Raw genomic sequence first — 17,499 nt, forward strand, 5'->3', positions numbered from 1 at the left:
ACACGATCACCCTACGGCCTGCTTGCGATATCCCTTCGCCAGGTCCCGAGCCAGCACGACGAAATTGCGCAATGCGGGCGATTCGTTGTCCTGGCGGCAGACCAGCGTCAGCGGTGCGACAAGGCGGGGGCGGGCGCCCAGGATGCGACGGTAGACGACACTTTCCCGGTGAATGTCGCGCATCGAGGCCGGCACGACCGAGACACCCTCACCAGCCGCAACCAGGCTGACATTGGTCAGCATTCTTTCCACTTCGAAAGCGACTCGCGGTTCGAAGCCGACCGCCTCGCAGGCGCGCAACAGATTGGCGTACATCCCCGGCGCGCCGGGCCGACGAACCAGGATAAAGGGCTCGTCACGTATGGCCCGCAGGTCTACGGCATCGGGGTGCTCGGCCAATGCGGGGTGGCCCACCGGCAACACCATCAATAATTCCTCCACCAGCAGGCGATGGAACTCGATCCCGTCTGGTCGGCTGACCGGCGCACGAAGGATGCTCACGTCCAACTGGCCGGCGCTGGCACGTTCGGTCAAGCGACCGGCGTTGCCTTCGGCGAGCGTGATTGCCACCGCCGGGTACTGTTCGCGAAAGGCACGGATGATGCGCGGGATCAGCGGGTGTGCCGCGGCTGATGAGGTGAAACCAATTGCTAATGTGCCTTCCACGCCCTTGGCCACCCTTGCAGCCCGACGCGAACCGTCCTGCACGCGGGCCAGGATGGCCTTGGCCTCCTCCAGAAATATTGCGCCACCGGTGGTCAGGTCAGCGCCCTTGGGATGGCGTTTGAACAATTCGAATCCGAGTTCGGTTTCCAGCGCGCGGATCTGTTGGCTCAGCGGGGGTTGTTGCATGTTCAGGCGCGCGGCGGCGCGGGTGAAATGCCCTTCTTCGGCGACCATGACGAAATAGCGGAGATGGCGAAGTTCCATATAAACGGGAGTCCTGGTGGGGCGGGAGCAGACCGGTGGCGCAACTGCGGCTCTTGATCGGTTAGGATACGGGGCACTGAAGCGACTAAAACAACAATATTGCGCGACGGCCCATGATTTTAGCCAAGCTATACCGCAACGATACCCTGCTGATCCTGATCGCGATTGCCCTGGGCATATCGCTTGGTGTCGTGCAGCCGCAATGGGCGACGCGGATGAAGCCGCTGAGCGATGTTTTTCTCGGCGTGATCGGCCATGCGGTACCCCTGGTAATGTTCGTGCTGGTGTCTTCTGCGGTGGCGGGCTTCGGCGAGCGCGGGCAAAAGACGCGGTGTGCCAGCCGCGTGCTGGCTTACTTCCTGCTGATGACCGTGCTGTCGCTGATCACCGGGGCGGCACTGGCGATATTGCTGGCACCTGGCGTCGGCGGTGAGTCGCTCCCGGCTTCCATCGCGCGGCCGATCAGCGATCTGCCCTCGGCGGTGATGACCAGCCTGGCTCAGATAATGGCTCATACCGTCATTCTTCCCGTGTTGTTGGCTGCATTGGTGTTCGGCCTGGGGCTTGGCTATGCCGGTGATGCGGGCGAGCCGCTGCGGCGCAGGCTGGATGCGCTGGTCGGCTGGCTGCTGTGGGCGCTGCGCAAGGTGCTCAGATTCGCGCCACTGGCCGCCTTCGGGGCGATGGCCTTCACGGTGGGGCGCTATGGGCCAGCATCCGCTTGGTCGCTGCTCAAGTTCGTGGGCACTGTCTACTGCGCCTGTTTGTTGTTTGTCACCCTGGTGCTGGGCCTGACGGCGCGGTGCACCGGCCTGGGGTTATGGCGTCTCATCGTCTATATCAAGGCCGAACTTTGTCTGGTGGCCTTTACCGGCGCTTCGGTGGCGGCGGTGCCAGGGCTGATCGAAAAGCTCGAGCGGGCCGGATGCGATCAGCGGGTGGTGCGGCTGGTGCTCAGCACTGGCTACACCTTCAATCTCACCGGCTCGAATATCTACCTGACCTGTGCCCTGGTGTTTCTCGCCCAGGCCGCTGGGGTAGTGCTGGATGGACCGCTTCTGGTAATGCTGTTGTTGGTGACGCTTGTGACCTCGATGGGCTCGACCAGCGCGGCTGGCTCTGCCTTTTTGACGCTTGCCGCCACGGTGGCCGGCCTGAATCTGGTGCCGCTGGAAAACCTCGGGCTCCTGCTCGGTGTCGAGCGATTGATGAAATGCCGATCACTGACCAACGTGATCGGCAACAGCCTGGCGTGTGTGGTGATCTCGGCCTGGAGTGGTGCGCTTGACCGCTTGGCCCTGCGCGAGGCGCTGATGCCCGGGAGGAAGGCGACGCTTCCCGACGCTGTGGCCGGGAAGCGCTAGGGCTCAGTTCTTCAGCAGTGCGCCAAAGGCATTGTCCAGGCTGGTCTCGGCCTTCGCCAGCCGCTCACGGCGACCATTGGCCCAGTGCTGATCACCGGCCAGCGCGTCGTTCGCTTCCTTGAGCATGCGCTTGACTTCGGCCGGTTGCGGGCCGCCCGTGCCGACGCGGGTCTTGACCATGTTCTGCGGCGACAAAGTGGCCCGGAAAGCTGGCTCAGTCAGCGGCAGGGTGCGGGTCTTCCAGTTGTACTTCTGCGCCGCTTTGGTGAACAGTTGCTGCGCCTCGGCGTAGGGGAAGTTGGCCGGCACGAAACCTTCCTTGCGCGCATGGCCTACCACCAGCGAGGCGAAACTGTGACCGATACGGAAGGGCACCTTGTGCTCGCGCTCCAGGGTGTCGGCCAGCTCCATCGAGGTGGTCCATTCGCCTTCCAGTTCCTCCAGCGCACGCTGCGGATTGATCACCAGCGCATCCAGGACCTGGCGCGTGCGGACGAACATCTGCTGCGCATTATCGAACAGCCCGAGTGCGTCGAAGGCGAACTTGTAGTCGGTCATGCCGGTGGTCACGTTGTGCGCACGCAGAGTGACGGTCTGGGCAAGACCGACCACATCAGTGGCCGATTCCCGCGCGCGCATGATCAGGCCCGGGTTGCGCTTCTGCGGCATGGCGCTGCTGGTGTAGGTGGCGCCTTCCTCAAGCAACAGCCAGGGCCGAATCTGATGATATTGCGTATGGATGTCGCCCAGCATCGCGCCGATACGAATCGCCGAGGATGAGGCAATCCCGGCCGCCTCAATAGGAATGTCATAGGTCGAGACCTGTCCGGCATCCAGCGAGTTTTCCCGGACGCCATCGAAACCGAGCAATTCGGCCAGGCGTTCACGGTTGAGTGGCCAGCCGGAATTGGCCAGCACCGCCGTGCCCATAGGGCTGAGATTCAGACGCTCATACAGCTCGCGTATACGCTGGGCGTCGCGCTCGAACGCGGCCTCATAAGCCAGCAGGTAATGGGCGTAGGTGATCGGCTGCGCCTGCACGCCATTGGTGTAGGCGGGGATCAGCGTATCGACATTGTCCTTCGCCAGCTTCAGCAGTTGCGCGCGAGTGTCATTCATTGCGTCGGTGTAATCCAGCAGTTGGCTGCGCAAGGTCGCGAGACGGTAGGTGGCGTACATGTCCTGGCGACTGCGGCCGGAGTGAATCAGCGAGGCCTGCGGGCCGATCTTGTCGATCATGATGCGCTCGATCTGTAGCACGTCGCTGGGCTTCTTGCCGTCGGGTTTGCCGGCCTGATCAATCACGTACTGAACGCCGCGGGCGATCTCTTGCCCTTGTTGGCGGCTGACGATGTCTTCTTCAGTCAGCATGACGATGGACGCCTTGTTGATCCGGTTGACCCAGGTGAACTGGTTGTCGTGCTTGCTGTGCTTGGCACCAGCACGATCGACCGTCGCGCCAATCTTCGCCGCCTCGGCCGCGCATTCGGCTGTGGTGCGGCAGGGCAGGTCGGCAGTGTCTGCCGCCTGTGCGCTCAGCTGGGTGGTGGCCAGGGCGCACGCCACGGCCAGGCAAAGCAGTGTTTTTCGCAAAGTCATGATCAATATCCTGTTCAGCAAAACCGTTGCCCGCTCGGGCAACGGTGCGGTGTGGGCGGGCGTTAGAGCAGCGACAATGTGTAGCTGAGGATGAAGCGGGTCTGATCGATGTCATTGCCCGTGCTTCGGTAGGTGCCGTTGCGCAGCTTCACGCCGAAGTTCTTCAGCGCGCCTTGCTGGAACACGTAGCCGATATCGGTATTGCGTTCCCACTCACGGCCGTCACGTCCGCCAGGGCCGTCGAAATCGTCGCCCCGCACATAGCGGGTCATGAAGCTCAACCCAGGCATGCCCACGGCCGCGAAGTCGTAGTCGTAGCGCAACTGCCAGGACTTCTCGCCGGGGCTGGCGAAGTCCGGCGAGATCATCACGTAGTTCACCAGATACGAATTGGTGCCATTGATATGCGGAAAACCCGTCTCGCCACTCATCTTCTGGTACGCCGCCCCGAACGCGTGACCGCCAAGCTCATAGGTGAACTTGGCGCCAAAGGCATCGTTGTCGACGTTGGTGTTTCCGGCCTCGGTGGAACGGGCGAAGCGCAGATCGCTCTTGAACGCCTGGTCCTCGCCCAGCGCCAGCACGTGCGCCAGGTTGAAGATGTGCTGCTTGTAGTTCTGATCCAGATGGCCGTAGTGATAGCCCGTGGTCAGTTTGGGCGTCCAACGATAACTGGCGCTGGCGAAATCGAACCGGTCACTGGCCTGACCGCCGCTGATGCCCTTGCCGGCCACCAGCATGTCCTCATTAGCGGGGGAGTTGCGCAGGCTGTTCTGGGTCAGGCGCCCCGCGTTCAGCGTCAGCCCGCTGATTTCCCGCGAGGTCAGCATCCCGCCGCGAAAAGTCTGCGGCAGCAGGCGCGAGTCGTTGGGCAGCACGGTCGGCAGCTTCGGCACCAACGTGCCGGCGTACAGCGTGCTTTTCGAATAACGCGCCTTGGCTGTCACGCCCAGCTGGCTGTACTCATCCGGTGCCTTGTCATCGCCGACCGGCAACAGGCCAGAGTTCTGCCGGTCCGGCCCCGAGTCGAGCTTTACCCCCAGCAGGCCAATCGCATCGATACCGAACCCCACCGGCCCTTCGGTGAATCCGGACTCGTAGTTCAATAGAAAGCCCTGCGCCCATTCTTCGCGTTTCGACTGGTTGGCGTCTTCCTGTCGGTAATCGGCGTTGAAGTAGAAATTGCGCAGTTCCAGCGATGCCTTGCTGTCCGCAAGAAAGTCGGCCATGACCACGCCCGGCAAACTCGCGCCCAGCGTAGCGGTCGCAATTGCCGCGGCGAGCGGCTTCGATGACCTGTGCATTGATGTCTCCTGATTATTTTTATTGGAGGTAGACGCCGCAGATAGAAGGCCACGCAGCGTCCGGGCGAATGCTAGTCACCGGTGCGAGGGAATTGAAAATATATGTTATGTACTGAGTTCAGATGTTTTGCGTATGGGTGGGGCGAGTTAGGGTTTTTTGCGGACTACTTACCGTGCTCAATGTTCATGTGTCGTTGGGGTTTGGGAAGCCAAGGACTGGCTTGCGAAGTCGCACCGCTGGACGTGCCAGCGATCGGGGGCGCCGGTCCTGATTGACGCTGGGCAGCTAACGTCCGCTAGGGTTGAAAGCCTTCGTTTCTATCGTCGACTCACGTCGCACTTGAGTCCGAGACACGTGCAGTTCGCACAAATAACGCGTGCACCTTCTCCCAGAAATTCCCCCCGAGTACAAAAAAGCTGCCAATCAGCATGACGTCACCCAGCAATTGGGCCTGCCAGAGGTTCGGTCTGAGACCTGGCCAGAAGGCATCGACGTAAGGCTCGAGGAATGAGGAGATCAACGGCAAGCAGAACATCACGATGCCGATTCGATGACGAACCGGGCCAACTTCGTCCTTCATGGAAGGCACAAGCCCGGACACGTAACCGACCAAGCTGCCCTTCAACTGCTGGAAGCCGGCCTTGCCCATGACGGCGATGACGAGAATCAGCAGGACTTTGTTGCTGATAAACAGGACCCCAGTCAGCGCTGCGATCTTTGATCCAGGCACATCGAGCGCCGCCGCGACTGGCACCATCAGCCAGGAGCCTAGCATCAGACAAATGATGGCTATACCCAGTTTGAAGCGCCATTTAGCGGTATGGGGGGAGTTCATGGCTGCCGTACCTTTTTGACGGGTCTTATCAAATATAACGATGCTGAAAAGCTTAGCAGTCTGCGGGCGATCAGGGCGTCTATGCTCCTGTAATCTTCCTTGACTGGAAAAAACGCATGCATCTGACGCGATCGGGCCAACTGCTAGTGTTTGGAGTGCTCGGCTTGAGCGGCTGCGTGCGCCTGGGGCCAGACTTTCAGTCACCGAGGGAGGCGTGGCCAGGACACTGGACTACTCCTGCCCTTGAGCAAGTCAGCCAACGCAGCCGGGCCCCGGACTTTCGTCAATGGTGGCAAGTTTTCGGCGACCCGGTCCTCAATCGTCTGATTGCCGAGGCGGATGCCAACAATTCAGACCTTAAAGTTGCCGGTCTGCGGGTGATTGAGGCGCGGGCCCAGCTGGGTATTGCCCAAAGCGGGCGTTACCCCCAACTGCAGCAAGCCAGCGCCGACAGTCTGTACTTCAACCGTCAGCAATCCGGCGGAAGTAGTCCGCAAAACAGTCATTTCTGGCAATACAGTGCGGGGTTCGACATTGGTTGGGAACTGGACTTCTGGGGGCGCTTCAGTCGCGCCATTGAATCATCCGATGCCAGTTACTTCGCCGCCCAGGCCAATTTCGAAGACGGGCTGGTTCTGCTGCGCGCCCAACTAGCCAGTACTTACTTTTCGCTGCGTACCACCGAAGCACGTTTGCGCGTGGCCAAGGAAAACGCCAAGCAGCAAAAGCGCAACTTCGAGATAACCGAGAAGCTGTTCAAGAGCGGCCAGAATGCAGAGCTCGACCTGCAACAAGCCAGAACCCAATACCTGGGCACCCTCAGTACCATCCCCAACTTCGAGGATCAGGTTCTGCGTACCCGTAATTCGTTGGCGGTACTGATTGGACGGCCGCCCGGCGCTCTGCCGCAACTGGTCGAAAATGAAGGATGGATTCCGCTGGTGGACCGTACCGTGCTGCAGGATGTACCGGCCAACCTGCTGCTGCGCAGGCCCGACGTGCGTGCCGCAGAACTCAATGTCGCGGCCCAGTCGGCCCTGATCGGCGTGGCCGAAACCGATTTCTATCCGTCGCTGACCTTGCTGGGCAGCATCGTTTGGACGACTGATACGCTCAATGGCACCCCCAGGAGTCTGGACCTGATCGGTGGCCCGAGTCTGCGCTGGAATCTGTTCGACCATGGCCAGATCAGTAATAACGTGCGCGTGCAGGATGCGCGGTTGCAGCAACTGATCGAAGGGTACCGCGAAAAGGTGCGCCAAGCGGCACGCGAGGCAGATGACGCAGCCAATGGACTGATCAAGTCCTTGGAGCGCGAAGCAATCCTGCGTGAGGCCGAAGTCGCCGCCAAGCGATCACTGGTGCTGGCCAACGCCCTGTATCGGGAAGGGTACTCGGACTTCCAGCGGGTGCTCGACTCGCAACGCGCACTGCTGGAGCAACAGGACAATTACCTGGTCAGCCGAAGCAATGCCGTCAGCAATGTGATTGCCCTATACAAAGCGTTGGGCGGCGGTTGGTACAGCGTCCAACCGAAAGTCGCCCCGGCCACCCGCCAGCAAATGGAAGGGCGCACGGACTGGGGCAACTTGCTGGATGAGCCTTCAGCAGCGGAACCGAAAAAGGTCAACAATCATGAGTGAAGCCGCGCAGTCTTCCACCGATGCCTCTTCCCCCGAGGCGCCAGAACCGCCAGTTGAATCCGGCTCAAAAGGCATCAAGTGGGTACTGATCTTGATCACACTGAGTCTGGTCTGGTACTTGTTGGCGGACCGCTTTACGCCTTATACGCAACAGGCTCGAGTCGGTGCCTTTGTGATACCGGTGGCTGCGGAAGTGGCTGGTCGAGTCATCCGCGTCAACGTGCGTAACAATCAGGACGTCAAGGCGGGAGACGTGCTGTTCGAAGTGGATCCTCAGCCATATCAGATTGCCGTGGACCGTGCGCATGCAGATCTTGAGTCCACCCGTCGACAGATCGGTGCCAGCACCGCTGGCATAGCCGCGGCACAAGCCAATTTGCGAGCGGCCCAGGCGAATGAACTCAAGGCGCGGCAGGACAACCAGCGGCTCGAGGGTTTGTACCGCGAAGACCCAGGCACCATTTCCGTACGCTTGCTCGAAGTATCGCGCGCCAACTACCAACAAGCGCTCAGCCAGGTCGCCGCCGCCCGTGCCGAGGTCCAGCGCGCGCGCGAGCAAGAAGGTGGCAGTGCGGAAAACAACGCTTTGCTGCGCAGCGCCGCCACCGCGTTGTCGAAAGCTGAACTCGACCTGGCTAATACACAGATTCGCGCACGTTCGGCAGGTTTGATCACCGATCTACGCACCGACGCGGGGCAGTTCGCAGCCATCGGCAGCCCAGTCATGACCCTGATCGCCATCCATGATGTGTGGATCAGTGCAGACATGACCGAAAACAACCTCGGTCTGGTCAAGCCCCAGACACCGGTGGCGATCGTCCTGGATGCATTGCCAGGCGAAGTGTTCGACGGGCGTGTACGCAGTGTCGGCTACGGCGTCAGCGTGGGGCCGACGACAGCGCCCGGTACATTGCCAACTGTGCAGAACAGCCGGGACTGGCTTCGTCCGGCACAGCGTTTTCCGGTGATCATCGAATTTTCCGAGGATTCAATGGCCAGGCTGCGTGACACTCGCGCGATACGTGCCGGTGGCCAAGCCGAGGTCATGGCTTTCCCCGCTCAAGGCAACCCGCTGAATCCACTGGGCCGCATATTTCTGAGGCTGATGAGTTGGCTGTCTTATGTCTACTAAGCGGACGCCGAGGACTCAGCGGGCGTTGCGCCTGGCTACAGGCACCGCGCTGTGCCTTGCGGTCAGCTTCGGCATGGCCTTGCCGATTCCCTTTATCGCGCCCGTGCTTGCGGTACTTTTGATTTCCACCCTCAATCGTCCGTTGCAACTCAAGGCCGGACTGACACTGGCCCTGGTCGCGATGTTGACCTCCGGTGTAGGCCTATTGCTTATCCCAATCCTGCGCTACTACCCGTTCAGCGGCGTTCTCCTGGTCGGCGTGAGCCTGTTCCTGGTTTTTCGATTGGGTCTGCGTGGCGGCAATAACCTGATCGTCACGTTTCTGGTGATCGGCCTGACCATGATCTCCTCAGCTGGCTTCGTCGATTTTGACTTGGCGATGATGATCATCGGTGCATTGGTTAAAGGCTTGATCCTCGCTGTCATCGTGCTGGCGATAAGTCATTGGCTGTTTCCCGAGTCAGCCAATACTCCGTCACCACCCGCGGCCCCGGCCTTGCGGGCGGAAGACGTCGACAGGGTTGCGCTACGGGCAGCGCTGATTGTATTGCCGGCGTTTCTGGTGGCCCTGATTGATCCGGCCACTTACCTGCCCATTGTCTTGAAAGCGGTCAGCCTGGGTCAGCAGAGTTCGACAACGACGTCGCGCAATGCCGCTCGAGAACTGATTGGCTCGACCTTGTTGGGAGGCCTACTGGCGGTATTGTTCTGGTGTGCACTGAGCCTCTTTGTACATCTATGGATGTTCTTCCTTTGGATGCTGCTGTTCGGCCTCGTGCTGGCGCGCAAGCTATATGGGCTAAGCCCTACACGGTTAAGCCCAGGGTTCTGGCTCAACAGCCTGATCACCCTGATTATTCTGCTGGGCCAGTCGGTTCAAGACAGCATTGCAGGCAAGGACGTCTACACGGCGTTTGCCGTACGCATGGGACTGTTCATTCTCGTGACGCTGTACGCCTGCCTGATGGTTCATATTCTGGATCAGCGACAACCAAGACGAGCTCAAGAATTAATCTGATGGATAGACCGCTTCATGGGCAATCCTTGCGATGAAATCCTCAGAAATCATGGCAAGGGGTGGCAAAAGCGTTTACTCACTTTGGGGCGATGCAGACTGCCGGTCGTGAAAGTCCACTATCGACTCATACTGTTTTAAACCGCAGGTCTTGAACTGCTCGGCGGTGTTTTCACACAGCCTGGACCCCTTGCTGCCGGTTGTGACAGGCAGCAAGGGGCCAATCTCTCTCGTGCGCTGCGTCGGCAGCCGTGGCAGCAGATCTTTGAGATAGGCATACGGATCATGCCCATGCATGCGTGCTTAGATATCCAGGCAAATTTTGCCGAAATGCTGGTTGGTTTCCTGATACTTGAACGCTTCGACAATCTCGCTCATAGGGAAATGACGATCAATAATCGGGCGCATGCCATTAGCATTGATGGCTCGGATCATGTCCTGCTGCTGGCTGCGGCTACCCACCAATACACCCTGCAGACGCACTTGCTTGATCAGTGCCGGTACAAAATTCATTGCACCGCTTACGCCACTCAATATGCCGATGACGGAGATGTGACCAGCAACCCGAATTGCACTCATCGATTGCTCAAGCGTCGCAGGGCCGCCGACTTCGATGATGTGGTCAACACCACGGCCACCCGTTAGCGCGCGTGCAGTTTCGCCCCAGTTGAGGTCTTTGCGGTAATTGATCACATGATCAGCGCCTAGCGCTTTCAGACGTTCAAGTTTTTCGTCGCTTGAAGAGGTCGCAATAACGGTAGCGCCGGCCATTTTAGCGAACTGCAGGGCGAAAATTGAAACGCCACCAGTGCCTTGGACGAGCACGGTGTCGCCCGGCTTGAGTGAGTCATCGGCCATCAGGGCGCGCCATGCAGTCAGGCCAGCGGTGGTAAGCGTCGACGCTTCAGCATGGCTGTAGCCAATAGGCGCGAGGGTGAACGATGTGGCGTTGGCCGTTACTTGCTCACGAGCGTAGCCGTCAATGCCATCACCTGGCACGCTGACAAAGCCTTCAACCAGTGGCGTACCGTTGATCCATTCCGGGAAGAAGGTGCTGACGACCGAGTCACCTACCTTGAATTCAGTGACATCTGGGCCGACAGCAATGACTTCACCTGCACCATCGGCCATGGGGATGCGTTTTTCGCTAGGGCCCCACATACCGCTGACCACCGCGAAGTCGTGGTAGTTGAGCGAGTTTGCATGAAGACGTACGGTGATTTCGCCACGCGCTGCGGCTCGGACTTCGCTGCTGCCAACCACAACCTTTTCATAGCCGCCACCGGGTTCAACGAAGATAGTTTTGCTGCTCATAGGGGTTCCCTCATGTTTTCTCATTACGCGAAATAACGAAATGAATGTTTAAAAATTACAATTCGATGATCAGCCTAGCCGCAAAGTCATTAATCGCCTGCTCATTGCGCCGGTAGTAAGTCCATTTTCCGATGCGGGTGGTCAGCACGAAGCCTGCACGTTGCAAGATAGCTAAATGTGCAGACGCAGTAGAAGGTGAAAGCCCCGCCTTGTGCTGCAAATGGGTGACGCACACGCCTATCGCAGGATCGCCATGATCCTGTGGGGGGAAATTACTGAGTGGGTCTTTGAGCCACTCCATCATTTGCATGCGAGTGTCATTGCCCAGGGCTTTGAGCTGTTCGAGTATCATGGGCGGCAATGTTACGCTTTTTTACGAAATGTTCAATAAGTAATCTATGGTCCCGCGCAAAGGGTTGAAATCAAAAACGCATCCAGCTGAATCGACCCCGCTATTTGTAGACGCCTTGAATGACTGCTTGGGCAGCCAGTAAAGTCATCAATATCGATATGTCTCACGCTGGGAAGGTGAGAGGGTATGCGCCTTTTGCTTGGCCGGGATACGCCAAGCGCTCCGATTCAACTTTGTGTTTCCACGATCCTGAGCCAAGGCCAGCGAGCCTGATAACTTTTCGCCTTCTGATCGAACAGATCCGGCTTGGGATTCTTTGGGTTGATGCGAAGGAACCCTTGCTCGGTGTCGGTCAGGCCGTTGGGGGCATAAACTTCGCCAGTTTCTATATCCAAACCAATGCAGGTACCCGAAACCAGGTAGCGATCAACTCCGTCTTTAGCCGACTGAAGCTGGGGATAGTCCGCTCCAAACCGCTGGCGGTACCACAGGTGAACGCGAGCCTGATTCTTGATCTCAACGTTCACTTCAAGGTCTTGGAAGAGACGCTGAGCTGAGTTGATGACCTCATTCTCAGCGTCCCAGGACAGATCACTGTCGAAGTAAAAAACGTCGTAATCCTTCACCCCCCAGGCGGGCGGCAGCTGTGACTGATGATTCCAGACGGCTTGGAACAGGCAGCCTGCAGTGAGCATGCATTGATTCAAACCGAGTGAAGGTAAGCGTGAGGTGATTTCCGCATTTATTGGATTGGCCATTGCTATCCTGACCAACCTTTCGACAGTCAATGTCATTTTCGTCCCTTTGGAATCGATCTAGTCCTGGCGACCGGCAATACATCATCGCTTGGTAAAATTTCTCCAATGACGGCGTTTCCACACACTCTGGGCCAAGAGCGGTCATTGGTTTTGGGGGCTACAAACCGGGCTGTCGATGCCGGGCATAGAGAATTGAACCACCCACTCCGGACGTTCCTCTAGCTTGCAGTTCAAACGTATCCGGATACCCCTTGATCAGTTCACTGAGCTTTTTGTAACCATGGGTGCGAGGGTCGAATTCAGGTCTCAATTTGCTGATGTTGGTGCCTAGCGCACCCAGGTGAACCCAGCCATCCTCGTCGGCAATGTCATCCAATATCTTTGCAATAAAACTTACGGGTGCCTTGGGTAGTTTTTTCGCCTCGGGCGTACTGGCGACATTGACGGTCTCAATTTCGGCGAGTGGCTCGGGTTCGGGGCGATCATGTCCATTGCTTGCAGCAACAAGCGCTTCACCGCGCAACAATTCGGTATAGATAAACTTGTCGCAGGCCGACACGAACGGTCTCGGGGTTTTTTCTTCACCAAACCCGTAGACCGTCAAACCTTCTTCTCGTAACCGCGATGCGAGCCGGGTGAAGTCACTGTCGCTCGAGACCAGGCAGAAACCGTCGAAGCGGCGGGTGTATAGCAGGTCCATTGCGTCGATGATCAACGCACTGTCTGTTGCGTTCTTACCTTTGGTATACGCGAACTGTTGAATAGGCTGAATCGAATGGTCGAGCAGCACCTTTTTCCATCCGCCCAACTGAGGGCCAGTCCAGTCGCCATAGATCCGCTTGACGTTGGCGACACCATACTTGGCGATTTCTTCGAATAAACCTTCAACAATTGCCGCCGCGGCGTTGTCGGCGTCGATTAACACTGCCAAGTGTTTTTGCGTGACGGTGGGTGCGTGGATGGCCATAGGTCGTCCTCGAGTTGAGGACTTAAACATACCGTTAAAGCAACGACGAACAAAAGGGGCGCCGCTGCCAGAGGGCATGAAACAGTGGGCGGCAGCGACAACAGGGGAAACCTATGGGCCAGGAAATGAGCCGGGTAATCAGGAGTCCGGGATGCCGATGCTGTTATCCGAGTTACTGAGAAGGCGAATACGACCGTAGTACCTGAGAAGCCATGGAACAACGGGCCTAGTCCTGTGAAGATGGTTTTTTCATCCTGAAGGGTGCCCACCAGGGGCACCGTTTCAGTTCTATCGCAAGACGCCAGACTCAAGCCAAGTCTTCAGGCTGCATGGTCAAAATGATTTTCCCGACGTTCTTGCAAGATTCCATCCGGCGATGTGCATCGGCGGCACGTGATAACGGGAACGTGCTGTCAACGACAGGCTCGAGGCTTGCAGCGCCATCGAAGCGATCAAGCCAATGCTCACGGAAGCGCCTGATCATGTCGTGCTTCTCCAGCTGCGTGCGGGACTTCATGACCGTGCCAATGATTTGCAAGTGACGGTAGAGGATATGCTCCAGCTCTATAGTTACTTTGCCGCCACCGCCGAGGATGCCAACCTGAATCAGGCGGCCGCCATGCGCAAGGGACGCGACGTTGCGTGCGAAGTAGGGCTCGCCGACGAAGTCGATGACGATATCGACGCCTCGACCGTTGGTTTTATCGGCAATGACTTCGGCGAAGTCCTGTGTCTTGTAGTCAATCGCGACATCTGCCCCCAAGTGTTCGACGCGAGACAACTTGCTGCCTTCAGTTGTCGCATACACCGTGGCGCCTGTGGCGTAAGCCAGCTGCACGGCGGCAGACCCAACGCCTCCAGCAGCAGCGTGAATCAGCACCGAGTCGCTGGCCTTGAGCCGAGCCAGATGCATCATCGCTTCATGGGCGGTGACGAAGACCTCCGGAATTGCTGCCGCGTGCACATAGTCCAGTTGGGCAGGGATGTGCATGGCCATGCGGTAGTCGATTCGAGCCAGTTCGGCATAGGCGCCGCCTCCAACAACGCCCATCACTCGATCACCCACCTCAAATCCGATCACCTCACTGCCTGCATCGATCACCTCTCCGGCGATCTCCAGCCCGATGATCAGGGAGTCGCCGAAATTAGGATGGCCATAGCCACCCGTTCGATGAGTCAGATCCGCACGGTTTACCCCCGCGGCATAGACACGCACTAGCAGGTCGGTAGGACGCACTTCAGGAGTGGCAACCTCTGCGAGTTCCAGAACGTCTGCGGCACCAAATTCTCTGATGTTGATGGCTTTCATGCTTGGTTGTTCTCCGATTCGGTAAACGTGGCGTTGGCGATAGCAGACGCGGTAATGGCGCCAGGGAATCCCACGTAGAAAGCCAGGTGCGTGATCGCCGCTGCAATTTCGTCATGGTTAACGCCATTGCCCACCGCCCGGCGTAAATGAGCGGGCAATTCTTCCGAGTGGCCCCCGGCGATCAATGCGGCCACGGTGATCAGGCTGCGGTCGCGGGGGGACAATGCCGGATCGCTCCAGATCTGCGGATAAAGCGTTGAGTCGACGAACTGCGACAGCTTGGGAGTGAATGCGCGCGCCGCCTCGCGGGGACTGCTGAAATTGATCTTGGACATGGGAATTACCCTTAAACCTGGCTGATGAATTTGTGGGTCAGATAGTGCTCGATGCCTTCAATGCCGCCTTCCGAGCCATGACCGCTTTCTTTCATGCCGCCGAACGGAAGCTCGGTGGCGACGATGCGGTATTGGTTGATCCCGATCATTCCGGCCTCCAATCCGTCAGCGACGTCAATGGCGGTTCGCGCACTGGATGTGAATGCGTACGCTGAGAGCCCGTAGGGCAGGCGGTTTGCTTCTTTCAGTCCATCCGCCAATTCATCGAACGGCATCAGCACTGCGATCGGGCCAAAGGGTTCTTCGTGCATGACTCGGGCGTTCAGCGGCACATCCGCCAGAACGGTGGGCTGGAAGAAGAAGCCTTCACGTGACAAGGCTTCGCCCCCGACCAATACCCGAGCACCTTTCTCGACGGCATCGGCCACCAGTTCTTCCATCTTTGCCAATTGCCTTGGGTTGGCCAAAGGGCCCACTTGAGTGTCTGGATGCAGGCCATCACCGATTCTCAGGGCTTTGGTTGCAGCGACAAAATGATCGACAAAAGCTTGATAGGCACCGCGCTGGATCAGAAAACGAGTGGATGAAATGCACACCTGTCCGGTCCCGCGAAACCGATTCGCGACACCTTCGGTTGCAGCCTTTTCAATATCTGCATCTGCGAATACGAGCACGGGGCCGTGCCCACCCAACTCAAGGGTGATGGGCTTAACGCCTTCGGCAGCTCGGGCAGATAGCAGGCGACCGATGGGCATTGAGCCGGTAAAGGTGACTTTGCGAATGATCGGTGAGGCGATCAGATGGCTGGACACTTGATCCGGTACGCCGAAGACCACCTGCAGCACCCCTTTGGGCAAGCCTGCGTCGTCGAGCGCACGAGCCAGGGCCAGCGCTGTGGAAGGACTTTCTTCACCTGGCTTGAGGATAACGCTGCACCCGGCGGCCAAGGCTGCCGAGAGCTTGCGGGCTGGAGTAATGGCCGGGAAGTTCCAGGGTGTGAACGCTGCCACTGGGCCGATGGCCTGGCGTTTGACCAGTTGCAGTACGCCAGGACGGTTGGCCGGTACCACGCGGCCATCAATACGCCGGGCACTCTCGGCGAACCACTCGAAGTATTCCGCCGCACGTATCACTTCATCCATGCTTTCACCCAGCGGCTTGCCTTCTTCCAGTGTCATTTGCGCGGCGATGTGCGGTGCTCGTTCAATGATCAGGTCGGCGGCCCGCTTGAGGATTTTTGCGCGTTTGTCAGGTACGGTCTGGCGCCATTGCTCGAAGCTCAGTCGAGCCACCTCAAGGGCGTTATCAAGGTCACCTGCGGTGGCGAGGGGGACGCGCCCGATCATCCGTCCGGTTGCCGGGTTAACGACAGCAGCAGTGTCGCGCCCTTGGTCACTGATCCATTCACCACCGATGAAAAGATAAAGCGGGTCGTAGGGAGTGTTCATGATGTGGCCTTCATTTGGTTGTCAGGGTTTGGTATGACGCTCGGCGCCTGAGTGGCTTTGCCGCAGGCCTGTTGAGGCGGCCTGTGCAACCAAGTCTATGGAAGGCGACACCGTTGATTTAGTCGGCCCAGAGGGAATCATTGTTGTCAGCAGAGGTAATATCGAGCATCGGGTCGAGCGTGTAGCATCATGGAAAAATGCGTGTTGTCACGGGTATGCGTCAGATCTGAAGGAAGGTCGCAATGGATAAGCTTTCGAACATGTCGGTCTACATAAAGGTTGTCGAGATGGGCAGTTTCACTGCCGTGGCAAATCATCTGGACTCCACAGTAGGTAACGTATCGCGTGCTGTTTCTGCGCTCGAAAATGTGCTCGATGCGCGTCTGTTGCAACGCTCGACCCGGCGCCTGTCGGTCACTGATGCGGGGCGGCGGTTCTATGAGCGGTGCACGAAAATTCTGGCTGATCTTGAGAGTGCGGAAGCCGAAGCAAGCAACGCGGCCTTGCAGCCCAGGGGAACACTCCGTGTGCATTGTGTACCCGGACTGGCTCGGCATCTGGTCACGGGGGCCGTGCTGGAATACCGCAAACATTTTCCGGATGTCACTGTGGATCTATTGCTTTCCCAGCGCATGCCTAACCTGCTTGAAGACCAGCTCGATGTCTCGATTCTGATTGCCCGAACGCTGCCTGATTCGGCGTATGTCAGCCAAAAGATCGGTGTCAGCCATTGCGTTCTGGTGGCGTCACCAGACTATCTGGCTCGACATGCGCCGCCCGTGACGCCGAAGGATCTCGATGATCACCAGTGTCTGCTGCTGGGCACCGTGGACTATGTCAGGGATGAGTGGCAACTGAAGAGCAAGGCGGGCGACGCGACATTTGTCCCTGCCGGGCCAAGTTTCAGCGTGAACGATATGGATGCGATGGCGGTGGCTATTCGGGAGGGGGCTGGAATTGGGTTGCTGGCCGGGTTTACGGCCGTCGAGGATTTGCGCTCCGGGAAGCTGGTGCGGGTTCTGCCTGACTTCCATACGTATGAGCGCAACGTCTATGCCATCTACAACTCACGACAGTTTGTCGATGCAAAAATCACCCGCTTCATCGACACGTTAAAGGATCGGGTTGGTCGTCAATTGGCAGCCACCGCTCAGGAGCTCATCCATTGAAATATCGCGAGTCATAAGTATTTT

The 17,499-nt window shown here is 58.4% G+C and carries 16 protein-coding genes and 1 pseudogene; 5 read left to right on the forward strand and 12 right to left on the reverse strand.

Annotation, left to right across the window (positions count from 1 at the left end; translation table 11 throughout):
- Positions 1-6: 6 nt before the first annotated feature.
- Entirely contained in the window at positions 7-930 is a 924-nt protein-coding gene (locus CRX69_RS16150; RefSeq protein WP_107322327.1) for a LysR substrate-binding domain-containing protein, read from the reverse strand.
- A 113-nt stretch (positions 931-1,043) separates the two neighbouring features.
- Here CRX69_RS16150 and CRX69_RS16155 point away from each other — a divergent pair, with 113 nt between their 5' ends.
- The gene (locus CRX69_RS16155) at positions 1,044-2,294 is read left to right on the forward strand and encodes a cation:dicarboxylate symporter family transporter (RefSeq protein WP_177513909.1); all 1,251 of its coding nucleotides are present in this window, start codon (positions 1,044-1,046) and stop codon (positions 2,292-2,294) included.
- A gap of 3 nt (positions 2,295-2,297) precedes the next feature.
- On the opposite strand, the gene CRX69_RS16160 is transcribed toward CRX69_RS16155, so the two are convergent.
- From CRX69_RS16160 to CRX69_RS16170, 3 genes are all read right to left on the reverse strand, one after another.
- Positions 2,298-3,893, reverse strand: coding sequence for an argininosuccinate lyase (locus CRX69_RS16160; RefSeq protein ID WP_107322328.1), 1,596 nt, complete (start codon positions 3,891-3,893; stop codon positions 2,298-2,300).
- 62 nt (positions 3,894-3,955) lie between these two features.
- A complete protein-coding gene (locus CRX69_RS16165; protein ID WP_076384365.1) occupies positions 3,956-5,197 on the reverse strand; it encodes an OprD family porin in 1,242 nt (413 codons plus the stop codon).
- 329 nt (positions 5,198-5,526) lie between these two features.
- Positions 5,527-6,033 carry a transporter suffix domain-containing protein gene (locus CRX69_RS16170; protein WP_076384367.1) on the reverse strand — a complete coding sequence of 169 codons (507 nt, stop codon included), beginning with the start codon at positions 6,031-6,033 and terminating at the stop codon, positions 5,527-5,529.
- A 116-nt stretch (positions 6,034-6,149) separates the two neighbouring features.
- Between CRX69_RS16170 and CRX69_RS16175 the strand changes: the two genes are divergently transcribed.
- From CRX69_RS16175 to CRX69_RS16185, 3 genes are read left to right on the forward strand one after another with little or no spacing between them, the layout of a single operon-like run.
- Positions 6,150-7,676, forward strand: coding sequence for a TolC family protein (locus tag CRX69_RS16175; protein WP_047225699.1), 1,527 nt, complete (start codon positions 6,150-6,152; stop codon positions 7,674-7,676).
- On the forward strand, positions 7,669-8,808 hold the full coding sequence (locus tag CRX69_RS16180; protein ID WP_107322329.1) for an HlyD family secretion protein: 1,140 nt from the start codon (positions 7,669-7,671) through the stop codon (positions 8,806-8,808). The genes CRX69_RS16175 and CRX69_RS16180 overlap by 8 nt, the downstream gene beginning before the upstream one ends.
- On the forward strand, positions 8,798-9,826 hold the full coding sequence (locus tag CRX69_RS16185; protein WP_107322330.1) for a DUF2955 domain-containing protein: 1,029 nt from the start codon (positions 8,798-8,800) through the stop codon (positions 9,824-9,826). Before CRX69_RS16180 ends, CRX69_RS16185 begins: the two co-directional genes overlap by 11 nt.
- A gap of 204 nt (positions 9,827-10,030) precedes the next feature.
- Here CRX69_RS16185 and CRX69_RS16190 read toward each other — a convergent pair.
- The 8 genes and pseudogenes from CRX69_RS16190 to CRX69_RS16225 form a co-directional block, all read right to left on the reverse strand.
- Positions 10,031-10,126, reverse strand: a pseudogene (locus tag CRX69_RS16190) (transposase domain-containing protein); the annotation flags it as partial.
- Positions 10,127-11,137, reverse strand: coding sequence for a zinc-dependent alcohol dehydrogenase family protein (locus CRX69_RS16195; RefSeq protein WP_047225703.1), 1,011 nt, complete (start codon positions 11,135-11,137; stop codon positions 10,127-10,129).
- Between the two features lie 55 nt (positions 11,138-11,192).
- Positions 11,193-11,489 (reverse strand): ArsR/SmtB family transcription factor, encoded by a 297-nt coding sequence (locus CRX69_RS16200; RefSeq protein ID WP_047225704.1) that lies wholly within the window; start codon positions 11,487-11,489, stop codon positions 11,193-11,195.
- Between the two features lie 227 nt (positions 11,490-11,716).
- Complete coding sequence (locus CRX69_RS16205; protein WP_107322331.1) at positions 11,717-12,283, reverse strand: nucleotidyltransferase family protein; 567 nt, start codon at positions 12,281-12,283, stop codon at positions 11,717-11,719.
- Between the two features lie 121 nt (positions 12,284-12,404).
- The gene (locus CRX69_RS16210; protein WP_107322332.1) at positions 12,405-13,214 is read right to left on the reverse strand and encodes an NYN domain-containing protein; all 810 of its coding nucleotides are present in this window, start codon (positions 13,212-13,214) and stop codon (positions 12,405-12,407) included.
- Positions 13,215-13,521: 307 nt separating this feature from the next.
- Positions 13,522-14,523 carry an NAD(P)H-quinone oxidoreductase gene (locus tag CRX69_RS16215; protein ID WP_107322333.1) on the reverse strand — a complete coding sequence of 334 codons (1,002 nt, stop codon included), beginning with the start codon at positions 14,521-14,523 and terminating at the stop codon, positions 13,522-13,524.
- Entirely contained in the window at positions 14,520-14,858 is a 339-nt protein-coding gene (locus CRX69_RS16220; RefSeq protein ID WP_047225708.1) for a carboxymuconolactone decarboxylase family protein, read from the reverse strand. Before CRX69_RS16220 ends, CRX69_RS16215 begins: the two co-directional genes overlap by 4 nt.
- 11 nt (positions 14,859-14,869) lie before the next feature.
- Positions 14,870-16,306 (reverse strand): NAD-dependent succinate-semialdehyde dehydrogenase, encoded by a 1,437-nt coding sequence (locus CRX69_RS16225; RefSeq protein WP_107322334.1) that lies wholly within the window; start codon positions 16,304-16,306, stop codon positions 14,870-14,872.
- A gap of 242 nt (positions 16,307-16,548) precedes the next feature.
- Here CRX69_RS16225 and CRX69_RS16230 point away from each other — a divergent pair, with 242 nt between their 5' ends.
- A complete protein-coding gene (locus CRX69_RS16230; RefSeq protein ID WP_047225710.1) occupies positions 16,549-17,475 on the forward strand; it encodes a LysR family transcriptional regulator in 927 nt (308 codons plus the stop codon).
- Positions 17,476-17,499 lie beyond the last annotated feature (24 nt).

The organism is Pseudomonas rhizophila (genome assembly GCF_003033885.1).
Classification (GTDB): domain Bacteria; phylum Pseudomonadota; class Gammaproteobacteria; order Pseudomonadales; family Pseudomonadaceae; genus Aquipseudomonas; species Aquipseudomonas rhizophila.

Bases quoted from the DNA above. Each gene is read 5' to 3' on its own strand.
- CRX69_RS16150 (WP_107322327.1), bottom strand. From the start codon at position 930: ATGGAACTTCGCCATCTCCGCTATTTCGTCATGGTCGCCGAAGAAGGG.
- CRX69_RS16155 (WP_177513909.1), top strand. From the start codon at position 1,044: ATGATTTTAGCCAAGCTATACCGCAACGATACCCTGCTGATCCTGATC.
- CRX69_RS16160 (WP_107322328.1), bottom strand. From the start codon at position 3,893: ATGACTTTGCGAAAAACACTGCTTTGCCTGGCCGTGGCGTGCGCCCTG.
- CRX69_RS16165 (WP_076384365.1), bottom strand. From the start codon at position 5,197: ATGCACAGGTCATCGAAGCCGCTCGCCGCGGCAATTGCGACCGCTACG.
- CRX69_RS16170 (WP_076384367.1), bottom strand. From the start codon at position 6,033: ATGAACTCCCCCCATACCGCTAAATGGCGCTTCAAACTGGGTATAGCC.
- CRX69_RS16175 (WP_047225699.1), top strand. From the start codon at position 6,150: ATGCATCTGACGCGATCGGGCCAACTGCTAGTGTTTGGAGTGCTCGGC.
- CRX69_RS16180 (WP_107322329.1), top strand. From the start codon at position 7,669: ATGAGTGAAGCCGCGCAGTCTTCCACCGATGCCTCTTCCCCCGAGGCG.
- CRX69_RS16185 (WP_107322330.1), top strand. From the start codon at position 8,798: ATGTCTACTAAGCGGACGCCGAGGACTCAGCGGGCGTTGCGCCTGGCT.
- CRX69_RS16195 (WP_047225703.1), bottom strand. From the start codon at position 11,137: ATGAGCAGCAAAACTATCTTCGTTGAACCCGGTGGCGGCTATGAAAAG.
- CRX69_RS16200 (WP_047225704.1), bottom strand. From the start codon at position 11,489: ATGATACTCGAACAGCTCAAAGCCCTGGGCAATGACACTCGCATGCAA.
- CRX69_RS16205 (WP_107322331.1), bottom strand. From the start codon at position 12,283: ATGACATTGACTGTCGAAAGGTTGGTCAGGATAGCAATGGCCAATCCA.
- CRX69_RS16210 (WP_107322332.1), bottom strand. From the start codon at position 13,214: ATGGCCATCCACGCACCCACCGTCACGCAAAAACACTTGGCAGTGTTA.
- CRX69_RS16215 (WP_107322333.1), bottom strand. From the start codon at position 14,523: ATGAAAGCCATCAACATCAGAGAATTTGGTGCCGCAGACGTTCTGGAA.
- CRX69_RS16220 (WP_047225708.1), bottom strand. From the start codon at position 14,858: ATGTCCAAGATCAATTTCAGCAGTCCCCGCGAGGCGGCGCGCGCATTC.
- CRX69_RS16225 (WP_107322334.1), bottom strand. From the start codon at position 16,306: ATGAACACTCCCTACGACCCGCTTTATCTTTTCATCGGTGGTGAATGG.
- CRX69_RS16230 (WP_047225710.1), top strand. From the start codon at position 16,549: ATGGATAAGCTTTCGAACATGTCGGTCTACATAAAGGTTGTCGAGATG.